The sequence below is a fragment of the uncultured Barnesiella sp. genome, from assembly GCF_946496565.1.
In the GTDB taxonomy this organism is placed as follows: domain Bacteria; phylum Bacteroidota; class Bacteroidia; order Bacteroidales; family Barnesiellaceae; genus Barnesiella; species Barnesiella merdigallinarum.
Genome location: NZ_CAMMHD010000007.1, coordinates 60,362 through 74,721 on the forward strand (window position 1 = coordinate 60,362; position 14,360 = coordinate 74,721).

A 14,360-nucleotide genomic window follows, 5' to 3' on the forward strand; every position below is an offset into this window, starting at 1 on the left:
TACAATCGGCAAATTTCGCAATTTTTTTCAAATTCTGGGTAATAACCCGACGAATTTATTACAAAACAATTACAAGCAGGGTTTGCGGTTGGGTATATTCACCTGATATCCCTGATTCCATAATAGATGGAGCAGGAAGTTGTAACCGATTGTAATATATTGGATATTATCTTTTTACATAGGCTTTGCTCTACGGGTTGCAGTTTGTCGGTTTATATCTTTTCCCAACCGTAAGGTTTGGGCAAAGACAAGGGGGGACGGTTTGTAGTTGGTCGTGACCCTAACCAGCGTTTGTACCAGGGGCGATTGTCTTCGAGAGAGGAGGCATATAGGCGATAAGCATGGAGCAGCAGTTGCGCCTGTTCCCGTTGTTTCTCGACCTCGGTGAGCTCTTTGAACAGCGTTTGAAACTCGTCCATTTTGCCGTTCAACAAGAGGCATGTGCCTAAATTGAGGGTAGCCAGCAACCGGACATCCCGCTCGGTGGCCTGTTGGCGGATGTCGTTGAATATGAGCTCGGCCTTCTTTTTCAGGTTGGCTCTCAACAGGCAGAGGGCATAGACCATTTGCTCGTGGACAGACGGGTTTTGTATCTCGTCATAGCGGGCAATCGCTTCGACATAGTCGCCTTTTTCGTAGGCCGAGGAGAAGAGTGATTGCAAGGGTGTTGCCTTTTTTTTCTGCAACATGGAGAGCACTCGTTCGATTCTTGTAACGATTGTTTGTCCCAATGGAATGTCGGCAGATACCTCCGGGCTTTGATAGGTATAATAGGAGTTGATCAACAGCTCGAGTACCTCTTTCTGGTCAAAGCCGTATTTGACGGCAATCTCCAACCGGTAGTACAAGCAGAAGAGGCCGAGCACGATGAAGCGGGGTATCTGGGTTTGGATAAAAGATTTTTCGAGAAGGGCCCAACCGTCCAGCAGGGCGGTGAACATATCCTGCGGGGTATACAGTTGCTCTTCGGGCGATTGTTTTTCCCAGATCTGGTATAAGAAGAAATAGGCCTGGCCGACGTGTTGCAGTTCATAGGGCTCCCATATCGTAGAGTCGGTGGTGATACCTAATTGTACGAGGGTGTTGTTCAGCTCTTCCCACTTTTCGTCAGGCTCGTCCGATACCTCTTTATGTATATCCCACAAGTGGCAGGCGGCAATCAACAAGAAGTGCCGGCATTCCATGTTTTGAGGGTCTGCAATCAGAACTTTCTGGAACAGGTCGAATTGTTTTTGGTAGCAGGTCAAGGCCCGATTGTTTTCGTTGCGGTCTTCGTAGTAGGTGCCCAATGTTTCATAGGCAATGCCCAATTCGATGGTGTAGTGGTCGTTTTGCAAGTTCTGTTCGTGCAGGGCGGTACGCATCTCGATGGCTTGGGTAAGGAATGGCAAAGCTTTTTTGCTGTCGTCCATATCGACGTAGGCTTGTCCGGCCAGGTGACAGAAAGCGGCTATGGTGTCAAGGAACTCGGTGCGGGCCGAAATCTGAGGTATATAGGTTTGAGCCTCTTCAATCAGTCTCCGTTGCTTGTCTCGGTTGGACGTGCGGCGATATAGGTCGAGCAAGTGCAGGCAGCTGGAGAATATATTGTATGCGAGTTGAATGTCGTGGGGTGAGGCTTGGTAATTCTGCTTGTCTTTCGAGTAGGAACGTGTAAACAGTTTTTCGGCGAGTGCGTAGTCTTTTTCGTTCAGGGCCGCCCGGCCTTTCATTTGGTCGCCTATACTGTCCGGTATCTCTTTTTTATCAGCCTCCAGCGAATCGATAAGCTGGGCGTACTTTTTGGTCGTTTGGAAATCTCCCATGGCTTCGGCCGAATCGAGTATCTTGTAATAAAGCTCTTTGAGCAGTTTCCAGGCATCGCTGTTTTCGGGGTGGCGGTCTGCATACGCTTTGACGCTGCTATCGATGCCTTGGGCAAACTGCAAGGCAATCTCCTTTCTCCACCAGTTCAGTTGCGGATACAGGTACTCTATGGCTATCTGGTATAATCGGGTGTAACCGTACGATTCCATCATTTCCCAAAAATCATCGTTGTTAACCCGTTCTCGATTGTATTGATGGGCTTGATCCCGTGATAGGCAGAACATGTTGATAACCCAGGGCAGCATTGCCGGAGCATCTGATTTGATGTTTTCGGTTATTTCGGTAACCGTCGTTTCCAGATTTTCGTTACTCAGGTCGGGGTCGATGCAAGTGTATGCGGCGGTTAAGGGCAGATCGGCCATCAGACAGTAATAGACCTCTTTTTGAGATGCGTGGGGGCGGCTCTTGCCTGCGGTGCGGTAGTATAGGGACAGATTGAAAAACAGGGCTTGCTTGGTCCTTTGAGAGGGCAGTTTGCTGAGCATTTGTGATATGTGCTGGTAGGTGAAATACCAGGCTCCCGATTCGTAGTCTTGGACGAGTATGTCTTTGAGATAGTGGTGTATGTTGGAGAATGCAAGTGAATCCCACGACGATCCCAACAACTCTTTAAGGTCGGTTTCGCTCATGCCCCGGTAGGAGAATGCGAGCAGAAACAGGGCGCTCCATAAGAAATTTTCGTCCACGTCGTGCAGCAGGCGGGGAATGATGGATTGGACGACGAGGTGGGAGGGGAAGACCGGAGCTTCCTGCACACACTGGAGCAGGTAGTTCTCCAGTCTTTTTTCGTTGTCGGTCTCGCTGCCGGTGTATCGGGCCTTGGCATAGTCGGCCTCGTCGAGCGAAACCAGATACCAGACCAGGAGTTTTATCCATAGGGGGTTGTAATAGGCATAATATCCGTCGGGACTCCATTCGAGAGGTTCGTCCCCGGTGTATTTTTTGGATAGAATCAGGTCGATTAAGGAGTCGGGTATGCTCTTGTGATACAATCGACATTGCTCCTGAAGAAGCAATAGCGCCTCTTGCCGGGTTAAAAAGGGAAGAGACATCACCTGAGCCTCTGGTTTATAGATTGTAATCTCCTTTTCGTATCCCTCTTCGGCTGTTTTTTTGCAAGTGAGTATGCAGCAGGCTTCGTCGGGGAGCCAACTGTAATTGGATGCGTCGTCCGATGGGCGGAATGCGTCGGTCGAATCGATGAGAAGTATAACCTTACGCTTGTTTACCGTAGCCTGATGTACCAAATCCAGAAAATATAAACGGGCTTTGTTCCCGACTTTGTCGGGTTCGGCATACGGGATATTCAGTTCGGTACATAGCCGTGATGCGAATCGGCAAAACATACGGTAGGTATAGTCGGCATAGAGCGAAACCTTGGTGCAGTGCAGCAGCACGATGAACTCCGGTCGTTTCACCAGCCGGGTGTACAGTTGACACAGCAGGGCGCTTTTCCCCATCAGGGGGTAGCTTGGGATGACTATGACCCCTTGTCGGGTGAGGGCAAAATGTTCCAACGTGTCGAGCTCTTTCTGCCGCCCGACAAACAGGCGAGTCTGTGTATGCCGGAAAATCTCTTGTTGGAGCTCTTCTGCCTCAATCCAGGTTTGGGGTGCGGTGTTGGCCGTGTCGGCCAGTTCGGTCTCTATCTCGTGGCGTAACTGCCGTTTCAGCTGTTCGCCCCATTCTTCCAGTCGGGTGAAGCGGTCGTCTTTCCATTCCAAACGATAGGTGTGTACGTTGTCTAACCGCTCGGCTTCGCAGCGTGAACGGATATGCTGTTTGAGGTGTTCCAGTTTGTCGGAATTTACCGGGTCGATGTACTGCGGTAGTTTTTCGGCAGGCATATTGTCGTAAGACTCTTTGTCGCGGAAGTAGAACAGACTGTGGGGCAGAAGGTCCTTGCGTCCCAGAGCCCCGAACAGAATTTCCATGGCCGTAACGCTGTACCCTTCGGCTCCTTGCAGCAGAGAACGGTCTTCGTCGTCCATCTGGTTGAGAATCCGTTGGAAGCACTCTTGAGAGGGTACCCATCCATAGCGATGGCCGAGCAGGGCCACAAAGAAGGGGCGGCTTCTCTTTATCTCTTCCATACATACATTGAGAACCGAGAGTTCTCGCTCGTCTTGTCGTTTCTCCTTATCGGTGTGCACCCCCCAGCGCAGGTCGACAAAGGTCAGCGACACACGCCGTTTCTCAAATTCGCGTTCTAAATCACGGGCGATGATGTTGTTCAGGTAGTCCCGCTCGGCGTCCATGTCGGTAAATGTGCTGCTTATGAAGATGGTAAACGATTGCCAGGGCCTTGAATTTGTGGTCATGTTTCGGGTCTTTTGGTTGGATAACTGTCGTTTTTTGTGAGTAATCGAGACGTGTAACTCTACATCCTTTATGAAAGAATGAGAAAAATAACAAAAAGCATATTTACAAATATAATGATTTGTTCGATAACAGGGGAGTATGAAATACGAATTTAGAGATAAAGCGGAGTTTTTTTTAGTAAAAATGGTTTTTATTCGGATATTTGTGTTACCTTTGCACCCTGTATTTTCAAAGGCACTTTACGAAACGTCGTGGTTGTGCAAATAGTTTATAACAAAATAGATACAGCAATAAACTATGAAATTGATGCAAGAGAAACTGTCGAAGTATGATGCTCCGCAGAAAGCCAAGGCACTGGGTGTTTATCCTTATTTCCGCAAGATAGAAAGCGATCAGGACACCGAGGTCTTAATCAATGGTAAAAAAGTTTTGATGTTCGGTTCGAACAGCTATTTAGGCCTTACCAATCACCCCAAAATCAAGGAAGCCGCTATCGCTGCCATCCGTAAATATGGTACGGGTTGTGCCGGTTCGCGATTCCTGAACGGTACACTCGATATTCACGAAGAGTTGGAACATCGGTTGGCCAAGTTTGTGGGTAAGGAAGAGGCTATCATTTACTCAACTGGATTTCAGGTCAATCTGGGTGTCGTATCCTGTGTGACCGGCCGTGGCGATTATATTTTGTGGGACGAGCTCGACCATGCTTCGATTATCGAAGGCCGCCGTTTGTCTTTCTCGACTCCGGTAAAATATCGTCACAACGATATGGAGTCGCTCGAGGAGCAGCTGCGTAACTGCGATCCCGACAAGGTGAAGCTGATTGTGACCGACGGTGTTTTCTCGATGGAGGGCGACGTAGCCAACCTGCCCGAGATTGTACGTCTGGCCAAGAAATACAATGCCGCCGTGATGGTCGACGAGGCTCACGGTATCGGCGTCTTCGGCCGCAACGGTCGTGGTACCTGCGACCACTTCGGGGTAGCCGACGATGTAGACCTGATTATGGGTACCTTCAGCAAGTCGCTGGCTTCGCTGGGCGGATTCATCGCTACCGACAAGGTGACGGCCAACTACCTGCGTCACAACTCTCGCTCCTATATCTTCAGCGCCAGCATCACGCCGGCTTCGACGGCTGCCGTAGGTGCCGCCCTCGACATTATGGAGAGTGAGCCCGAGCGTATCGCCAACCTGTGGGATGTGACCAACTACGCTCTCGAAGGTTTCCGTCGCATCGGTTGCGAGATAGGCAACACCTGCACGCCTATTATCCCGCTCTTTATCCGCGACAACGAGAAGACCTTCCGGGTAACCCGCGACCTCTTCGACGAGGGTATCTTCGTCAACCCGGTTGTGGCTCCGGCCGTAGCTCCCAAAGATACGCTGATTCGCTTCTCGCTGATGGCTACGCACACACGTGCTCAAGTAGACATTGCTCTCGATAAGATCGAGAAGTGTTTCAAACGCCTCGAAATTATCAAGTAAGATATAAGTATAGGTTGAAAAAATACCGCCGGAGACTCTTCTCTTCGGCGGTATTTTTTTTGCCGGTACGCGGGGATTGTTGCGGTGCCGTGTGGATGCAGACCGGGTAAAAGGAAAAACCCGTTCTCGCAATCTCTGCGAGAACGGGCCCCATAAACCAACGATGTGGTGCGGTTAATCGTCTATGTCTATCAGATTAAATTGTTTGTCGAATGTCAGTTCCAGACCGTTGGTGATCTTTACCTCGTAGTCCCGTTTGTCCCGGTCGATTTTTACGATTTGGGTGTCGGGATAGTTCTGCGATACATATTGAGCGATTTGGGTGGGGATGAGTTTCGTGGGAACGACCGAGTATTTGCAGTCGATCTCTTTCCACTCGCCATCTTTCCAGAACTCTACCTTCGAGCTGTTGGTGAATACCACTTCGTAGCGGGTCTCCAGGAATTCCCGCTCGACTTTGGCCAGAGCCACTTTTTCGTTGGGGAAATAGCTCTTGATGAATTGTTGGGCCTTGGCGGGCAACTGGGTTACGGCAATGGGTTTGTCGTTGTCGGCGCAAGCGGTGGTAATGCCGAAGATCATCAGAATGGTCGAGAGAATCAATAACTTTTTCATAATGTTCAAAATTTTATGGGTTATACATTTGTTTTGTTTTCTTTTGATGGTACAAAGATTGAGTACAATTTTGAAGCGAATTTGAAATTTCGGGAAATTTCTCGAAAAAAATCACTTTTTTCTCACTTCGGGGGCCAGGTGACGGCAAAACAGTGCCGCCCGTCGGTATATCGGTACTCGATGTCGAGGTTGTAGTAGCGGCATACGGCCTTGACCAGCGCCAGCCCCAGACCGGTAGAACCTTCTTTCTTGTTCCCCTGGTAGAAGCGGTCGAATATGTGGTCGGCATCGAGCGGAGTGTTGCCGTCGTTGGCGATGGTGAGCGTGCGGTTGTGCAGCGCGATGTCGATGCCGTGGCCGGACTCGGTGTGCACATAGGCATTCTTGAGCAGGTTGGTGATGAGGGTCGAGGCCAGCGAGTCGTTCATCGAGACGACGAAGCGGTCGGGGAGGTCGATGCGGCAATCGATGTGCCGTGACTCGTAAATCTCGTTGTAGAGCGGGGCCTGCTCCCGGATGAGGGCGGCTACATCTACCTCGGTGCTCTCGGGGAATTGCCCGTTCTCTATCTTGGTGAGCAACAGCAATGTCTTGTTAAGGCGGACGATGTGACCGAGCGAGCGTTGCATCTTGAAGAGCTCTTCGACCTGTTTCTCGTTCAACTCGGTGTTGTCGAGCAGCCACTCGATGCGGTTGCCCAGGATGGCCAGTGGGGTTTGCAGTTCGTGCGAGGCGTTGCCGATGAACTGTTTCTGCCGTTCGAAAAGCATTGCCGAGCGGTTGGCTGCCTCTTGGGCTGCTACGTTGAGCTTGTGAAATTCGGAGATGTGTGTGTCGTCGGGGACCGGCGTATTGGTTTTTCCCAGCGTAAAGTTGTCGAGCCAGTGCAGCAAGGCGTATAGCGGGCGCATGCTGCGGTGGAATATCCAGGTGGTTACCCCGATGAGGGTAAGGAGTAGAACCAGGTAGAGCAGGGCAATCCAGAAGAGGATGGTGCGCACGAGGTCCTCCTTTTCGAAGGTAGGCATGGCCACCTTCAGTTCGTAGTAGTTGTCGTCGTTGTCGCAAAAGATGGTCGAGAGGATACGGGCCGGCTCGGTCTCCTCCTTTTCGGGGATGTAGACCTCGGCGTCGTAATACTCGATATGCGATTTCGAGTCGGCATACTCGCGCGGGACCGGGGTAATTGAGTAGCTGTTGTTCGAGCCGCTGTTCAGCGGGGGAAGCTCCCGACCGGCCAGCATGCGCACGATAATCAGTTCGGAGTAGTCGGCGAGGGCGTCGTCGGCCTCGTCGTTGATTTCGTCGACCGTCATAAAATAGAACAGCGTGGCCCACAAAGCCATGAGCGGGATGAGTACGGCCGAGAGGCGCAACGCTATGCGATAAATCAGTTTCATGCGGCGATAGAGGTTTTATTCGGTCGGGGGGATAAGTTTGTAGCCGAACCCGTAGACCGATTTTATCTCGATGTCGGCACCGGCATCGGCCAGCTTGCGGCGCAGGTTCTTCATCTGGGCATAAACGAAGTGGAAGTTATCGGCCTGGTCGGCGTGGTCGCCCCACACGGCTTCGGCCAGGACCGACTTGTCGACCAGGTGGTTGGGGCGTTGCATGAAGTAGAACAAGATGTCGAACTCCTTTTTCAGCAACGGTAGCTCGTGACCGGCCACCAGCACCCGCGAACTCTCGGGCTCGAGCGATACGTTGCCCAGGCACAGCGCCATTTCGCCGCCGCTCTTGCCCCGCCGCAGTACGCTCTTGATGCGGGCCAGCAGTTCGGCCGTGTGGAAGGGCTTGGGCAGGTAGTCGTCGGCCCCCATGTCGAGCCCCAGAATCTTGTCGTCGAGCGAGTCGCGGGCCGAGATGATGATTACGTTTTCGCGCTTGCGCTGCTGCTTCAGATGCTCGAGCAGTTGCAGCCCGTTGCCGTCGGGCAGCATGATGTCGAGCAGAATGCAGTCGTAGGTATAGGCCGCCAGTTTGGCATCGGCCTCGGCATAGTTTGTAGCCGTTTCGACCACATAGCGCTCCTGTGCCAATGCCCGTTGCATAATCTCCCGCAGGGAGGGTTCGTCTTCTACAATCAGTATTTTCATGTTTCAAATTTATACATTTGATTTTGTAGAGAATCTGAAATGGACGAAAATTTTTTGTGGATCTTGTCATTCCGTGCTGTTTCTGTCATTCTGCACCCCGATGCGGAATCCATGAGTGCCCGGGTAGGGAAATTCCCGTAAAGGTGAATCCTCACAAACGCTCACTTCTGGGTCCCGTATTGAGTGCAGGGTGACCTGCACGTCATCATCGAGTGGGGCAATAAAAAAAGTCTGTACCGCCGGGTGGGCGATACAGACTCTCTATGGTGTAAGGTGTGGCGCGAATTATTCGCTTACCTCTTCGAATGCGTCTTTACCAAGGCCGCAAACCGGGCAAACCCAATCTTCCGGAATATCTTCAAACGGAGTGCCGGGAGCGATGCCACCATCGGGGTCACCTACTGCGGGGTCGTAAACCCATTCACATGCTGTGCAAATGTACTTTTTCATATCAGTCTTTTTTTATAAAAATAGGTTTTTATTAGGTTTTGTCCTGAATAAGGACTTATCTCGGGGATAAAAATACAATCTTTGGGTATACAAACCAAATTACCTCCCTCTTTTTGGGTATTGTTTGGATATTCTAACATTTGGGGAAGCACGCGGCTTGAGATGTCATACCCCTCATGTGGCTTTGTCTCGGGCTTTGATTTATTGCTTTTTATGCGTTTGTATATAGTGGTCTATATACTGCTGCTTTAGGGGTTGTTCGTCGAATTTTTTGCGAGAGAAATAGTCGAACAAAGAGATTGAAATTATGCAAAAAAATATCCAAGAGGGGGATATTATAATCAATACTCTTAAGAGCCAATTGAAGTTGGTAGAGTAAAAACTAAATAGGATAATTAGGAATGTAAATACTGAAGAAATTAAAATCGCCAAATCAATGGTGAGTCGTATGTATTTTTTGTACTTGATGTATCCTTTGTTGTTCCCCAATATAGAATCTTTATCTTTCTCCCATTCTTTTTCAGCTTCTGTTCTTAATGCTTCGATTTGTTTTCGGTGGGTATTTTCTTGTTCCAAAAGGAGTCGTTTTTGTTGTTCCTGTATTTTCTGGCGTTCTTTTTCTTCGAAGTAGGCAGCAAGCTCTGTCAGAGTTTTGGGGAGAAACCGATTGGCTTGATTCTCATCAATCATGAAGGCAAATTTATTAGTGCCATCTTGCTGCAAAGCGAATATTTTCTCGTCGATAAATGCCGGGTGCAGCATGTAAGCCTCATCCTTTGTGCTGATAATTAGAGATTTGTTGACGGGAATATATTGCCATGTCGCATTGGTCACTTTCCCTCCATAAGAGATAATCAAAGTGCCGTCGCCTTGGAAAATATAAATCTCTTTTTCGTCGCTATTGTTGAAAATCCACCACGACTTATTGCACAATATGGCCTTTACATCTAAAGTTTCACTGAACTGTTTGTATCTGTTTAATGTGTCGAGTAAATAAGTTTTCATATATCTTTTAGATTTCGGCTAAAGGTTTTGTGGTAATATCTTCTTTGTTCTCACAAATATAATGATTTATTGAGATATAGAATCAAGTCCTAATGGAATTAAAATTGTTCTCTGTACATAAAGTTGAATATATTAAAAGAACTACTCTTTCTCTCTCTCTGAGCCCCCCTTTCGGGTAGGCACAAAAAAAATTGATTGTCTCACGACAACCAATCTTTGTTAACCTTAAATCTAATACCATGAAAAACACAGTGCAAATATAGGGGTAAATATGTTTTCAAACATAATATTTGAGCAGAAATTTTCTTGCGTTTAATCTATTTTAATCAATGTGAATCGAAAATGGCTGTTTTATATATAGTCTTTAACAGTTGAAGCAGAAAGGAGTAGGCGGTTTTCTCTTTTTCGGGATTTTATTGTACATTTGTCTTTCGTAAAAAAGATGTGTCAACAGGAGGTGACCTGTCGGGGTGAGACAATTCCCGGCGAGGACCTCGCAGAAAAAGAGTTATGAAGGTTGCCGATTTACTGAAGAATAACGGGAGTACCGGTTTTTCGTTTGAAATATTACCCCCGCTGAAGGGGAGCAGCATCGAGAAGTCGTTCAAGACTATCGACACGCTGCGTGAATTTGATCCTCTCTATATCAATATTACGACACATCGCAGCGAGTTGGTTTACAAGGATACGCCCGACGGATTGTTCCGCCGGGTATCGGAGCGCAGCCGTCCCGGTACGGTAGCGGTGGCCGCCGCCATCAAGAACAAATACCAGATACCTACGGTGCCTCACATGATATGCAGCGGCTTCTCGGCCCACGAGACCGAGTATGCCTTGATCGACCTCAACTTTCTGGGGATATGTGACCTGCTTATCCTGCGGGGCGATAAGGCCAAACACGAGAGCCGCTACACGGCGGTGCCGGGCGGGTATGAGCATGCCATCGAGCTGGAGCAGCAGGTGAACCGTTTCAACGAGGGTTTCTTCATCGACGGCACCCCCATGGATGTAGTCAGCTCGCGCCCCTTCTCCTATGGGGTGGCCGGCTATCCTGAGAAGCACGACGAGTCGCCCAACCCCGACGAGGACATGAAGTGGTTGAAGGCGAAGGTCGACACGGGGGCCGACTACATCGTGACGCAGATGTTTTTCGACAACAGCAAGTTCTTCAACTTCGTGGACCGCTGCCGGGCTGCCGGCATTACCGTGCCTATCGTGCCGGGGCTGAAACCCATCTCGAAGGCCTCGCAGCTCACCCTGTTGCCGCGGGTATTCCATGTAGACATACCCGATGCGCTGGTGCGCGAGGTGGTCAAGTGCAAGGACGACTCGCAGGTGAAGCAGGTGGGCATCGAGTGGTGCACGGCCCAGTCGCGCGAGTTGAAGGCGAGGGGAGTGCCCAGCATACACTTCTATTCGCTCATGGCTGTCGACAGTGTCTACCAGATAGCCAAGCAGGTTTATTAAAAGAGAAGAGGGGAGAGAACGCGATATGTTTTTCAAAGATGTAATCGGGCAAGACGAGGTGAAACAGCGGTTGCTGCGTTCGGTCGACAGCGGCCACATAGCCCATGCCCAACTGTTGTGCGGTCCCGAGGGGATAGGCAAGTTTGCCATGGCCATGGCCTATGCCCGCTATATACACTGTACCAACCGTCAGCAGGGCGATGCCTGCGGGGTGTGCCCGTCGTGCAAGCAGTATGCGGCCTTCACGCATCCCGACTTGCATTTTGTCTTTCCCATTGTCAAGGTCGAGAAGAAGAAACGCATCTGCGACGACTATCTGCCCGAGTGGTGCGAGTTCTTGAAAGAACATACCTATTTCGGCATCGACTCGTGGCTGAGCTACATCAATGCCGAGAACAAGCAGGCCATGATTTATGGCGAGGAGAGCGAGAGCATCTTGCGCAAGATGTCGCTGAAGAGCTACGAGTCGCCTTATAAAATCATGATTATCTGGTTGCCCGAGCGCATGAACGATACCTGTGCCAACAAGCTGCTCAAGCTGCTCGAGGAGCCCTATCCCGGCAGTGTCTTCCTGCTGGTGAGCAACAACCCCGAGCGGGTGCTGGGTACCATACGGTCGCGGTCGCAACTCATCGAGATGCGTTCGCTCCCCACGCCGGTCATTGCCGAGGCTTTGCAGAGCCGTTACGGCATTGCCGCGCAGGATGCCCTGGCTGTAGCCCATGTGGCCGAGGGCAGCTATCTGCGGGCGTGCGAGTCGCTCCAGTTGAACGAGGAGAGCCGCCTGTTCTTCAACTACTTTGTGCAGGTGATGCGCCTGGCCTACGGGCGCAAGATAAAAGACCTGAAGGCGTGGAGCGAAGAGGTGGCCGACCTGGGTCGCGAGCGCCTGCGCCGTTTCCTGGCCTATGCCCAGCGCATGGTGCGCGAGAACTATATCTACAACCTGCACATGCCCGAACTGTCGTATATGAATCGCGAGGAGGAGCAGTTCTCGACCCGCTTTGCCCCCTTCATTCACGAGCGCAACGTACAGGCCATAATGAAGCACCTGAGCGATGCCCAGAACGACATCGGGCAGAACGCCAATGCCAAAATCGTGCTCTTCGACCTGGCCATCAAACTCATTCTGCTGTTGAAGAGTTGAGACCTGTAATTCATTTTTTTTCGGGGAAGCCGGTAGAATCTGCCGGAAAAGCATTATCTTTGTTGTCCCTCATCGAAAGCGTTCGAGGGGGAGAACGAAGTTTACCACTGGGGCTGACCGGTTTTGACAGCGGGTAGAAGTGGTGGGTAAGCATGCAGAGCGTTTGTTGCCCCGCTCTATAATCTCAGACAGCAAAAATTTAACTGGCGAAAATAACTACGCTCTTGCTGCTTAATCGAAGTACAGTAGATTAGCTTAATCTCTGCAACAGTTGCGGAGACAAGACATCACCCGGTTGCTGTGGTTCCGAAGCGTACCGAATCGGTGGTGCAATAATATCGGAAATAGTCGGAGGCAGGTTTCGGGCCGACGATGAAATTTTAGAAACTAAGGTACAGATTGGTGGCTTCGGTCTTGTCTGTACCCGACAATCAAAGCGAAGATAAGCATGTAGAAAGCTCATTAGTTCCTCGTTTGGACGAGGGTTCGAATCCCTCCAGCTCCACAAGAATTTAATTATCCGGGGTTGCGTCTGAAAACAAGATGTGACCCCGTTTCCGTAATTGTGCCATACCCTCTTTCCGTCACGTGGTTGGCTGTGGCCTAAAAGTTAGGACAGATATGAAAAACAGGATTGTTTCCCTATGTGCCGTTTTGCTGTTGAGCATTCCTTCGGTCGGGGCGCAGAAGTATTACGATGCCGTTGTCGAGGATGCCTATGGCCATGTGAAAATGATAAAAAGTGGAGACGAGGTATATACTTATGATTTCGACGGCCGCTTGATTTCGGTCAACAATCAAGCCGTACAGGATACAGGCAAATACAGTCCCGACGGCTATCTTCTGGAGCGTTGTGATCAGTTGTGTACAGAGTATCAATATGATGAGCTAAACGGGCTGCTCGTTTTTGAAAACGATGTGGCTTTGCTGGGCGAAATGACCACCATGTATAAATACAACTCGGCCGCTGAGCGTATCGAGAAGTCGGTGTTCTATAATAATTCCACCCTGCTGAGCGTGGATAACTACCGGATACTCCGCTATGACGATAAGGGCAACTGGGTTGAGCGGGAGGTGCGGCATCGCAGCGTGAACAGTAAAACCGGCCTGCTGGAAGAGGACGGTGTGGAGAAGGAGACCCGGGTGATTCTGTATTACGGCGAGTCGGATGACCGTGAGGCTTTGGTTGTGGACTATACGAAATACATCGATAAGTCTTTCCCGCTCACCGTGGCGATGATGCTGGAGCGTCCTTTGGGGGTGGTGAATACTCGCCAGATTTCCTTCTCTGTATTGCAAGGCGTGGCTCTGACGACCCCGTCCTTATTTACCAACGTCCGTACCGATAAGAACTTTTCTGGCCAGCCGACCCTGTTTGCCAACGTGCAGTTCCCTTACGCGGATTATGTGGTAGACTATGTATCGGTTAGCTGCGTAGATGAGAAGAGCGACTCTGTCAAGTCGGTTCAGTTTCATGTGAAGACCGAGGCGAAAAACGTGAAAAACGTAGCCGAACAGATGTGCCGCGAATTGAATATGTTGGGTATAGAAATGAAGAAGCACAAATGGGGTATGTCTGCCGGATACCAGGGCTACTGGGAAGGCCATACAATCGGCATCATGTACTCCAAAAAAGAGGCCAGTGGCGTGACGCTGCTTGTTACGTTCGATGCACATTTGAAATAGCTTTGCCTTTGTATGAGGTGGAGTCGGGCGTTTTGTCGAGACCGCTGGCAGGTATGAGCAGAAAAGCGGTTGTGGCAGTGTTGTCAAGGGGATAAGACTTTCTCCAAAGGGTGCTGCGAGAAATGATTTGATAGAATATTCGATTCCCGATTTATGATATACAACAGGGATTATATCGCGACGAAGATATGGCCCTTGTTTTTTCTTCCCCCCGTTGT

General features: G+C 50.0%; 10 protein-coding genes and 1 other RNA gene. 5 read left to right on the forward strand and 6 right to left on the reverse strand.

The genetic code is table 11. The annotated features are described in order from the left end of the window. Nucleotides 1–212 precede the first annotated feature (212 nt). Entirely contained in the window at nt 213–4,187 is a 3,975-nt protein-coding gene (locus tag Q1K76_RS05270; protein ID WP_300131615.1) for a DUF4062 domain-containing protein, read from the reverse strand. Nucleotides 4,188–4,485: 298 nt separating this feature from the next. On the opposite strand from Q1K76_RS05270, the gene Q1K76_RS05275 reads away from it, so the two are divergent. After that, nucleotides 4,486–5,673 (forward strand): pyridoxal phosphate-dependent aminotransferase family protein, encoded by a 1,188-nt coding sequence (locus Q1K76_RS05275; protein ID WP_087409188.1) that lies wholly within the window; start codon nt 4,486–4,488, stop codon nt 5,671–5,673. Between the two features lie 174 nt (nt 5,674–5,847). Here Q1K76_RS05275 and Q1K76_RS05280 read toward each other — a convergent pair whose 3' ends face one another. The 5 genes from Q1K76_RS05280 to Q1K76_RS05300 form a co-directional block, all read right to left on the reverse strand. Next, nucleotides 5,848–6,288 carry a PepSY-like domain-containing protein gene (locus Q1K76_RS05280; RefSeq protein WP_087409221.1) on the reverse strand — a complete coding sequence of 147 codons (441 nt, stop codon included), beginning with the start codon at nt 6,286–6,288 and terminating at the stop codon, nt 5,848–5,850. A gap of 122 nt (nt 6,289–6,410) precedes the next feature. Further along, nucleotides 6,411–7,688, reverse strand: coding sequence for a HAMP domain-containing sensor histidine kinase (locus Q1K76_RS05285; protein ID WP_300131618.1), 1,278 nt, complete (start codon nt 7,686–7,688; stop codon nt 6,411–6,413). Nucleotides 7,689–7,703: 15 nt separating this feature from the next. Next, nucleotides 7,704–8,387 (reverse strand): response regulator transcription factor, encoded by a 684-nt coding sequence (locus tag Q1K76_RS05290; protein ID WP_087409186.1) that lies wholly within the window; start codon nt 8,385–8,387, stop codon nt 7,704–7,706. A 285-nt stretch (nt 8,388–8,672) separates the two neighbouring features. Continuing rightward, nucleotides 8,673–8,837, reverse strand: coding sequence for a rubredoxin (gene rd, locus Q1K76_RS05295; RefSeq protein ID WP_087409185.1), 165 nt, complete (start codon nt 8,835–8,837; stop codon nt 8,673–8,675). Nucleotides 8,838–9,038: 201 nt separating this feature from the next. After that, nucleotides 9,039–9,842: a hypothetical protein gene (locus Q1K76_RS05300; RefSeq protein WP_300131621.1), complete on the reverse strand. Its 804-nt coding sequence runs from the start codon at nt 9,840–9,842 to the stop codon at nt 9,039–9,041. 510 nt (nt 9,843–10,352) lie between these two features. On the opposite strand from Q1K76_RS05300, the gene metF reads away from it, so the two are divergent. From metF to Q1K76_RS05320, 4 genes are all read left to right on the forward strand, one after another. Then, complete coding sequence (gene metF, locus Q1K76_RS05305) at nt 10,353–11,309, forward strand: methylenetetrahydrofolate reductase [NAD(P)H] (protein ID WP_300131623.1); 957 nt, start codon at nt 10,353–10,355, stop codon at nt 11,307–11,309. Between the two features lie 25 nt (nt 11,310–11,334). After that, nucleotides 11,335–12,456, forward strand: coding sequence for a DNA polymerase III subunit (locus tag Q1K76_RS05310; RefSeq protein WP_087409183.1), 1,122 nt, complete (start codon nt 11,335–11,337; stop codon nt 12,454–12,456). Nucleotides 12,457–12,565: 109 nt separating this feature from the next. Beyond that, nucleotides 12,566–12,964, forward strand: a transfer-messenger RNA (tmRNA) gene (ssrA, locus tag Q1K76_RS05315). A gap of 113 nt (nt 12,965–13,077) precedes the next feature. Continuing rightward, nucleotides 13,078–14,142 carry a hypothetical protein gene (locus Q1K76_RS05320; protein ID WP_300131627.1) on the forward strand — a complete coding sequence of 355 codons (1,065 nt, stop codon included), beginning with the start codon at nt 13,078–13,080 and terminating at the stop codon, nt 14,140–14,142. The last annotated feature ends 218 nt before the right edge of the window (nt 14,143–14,360 follow it).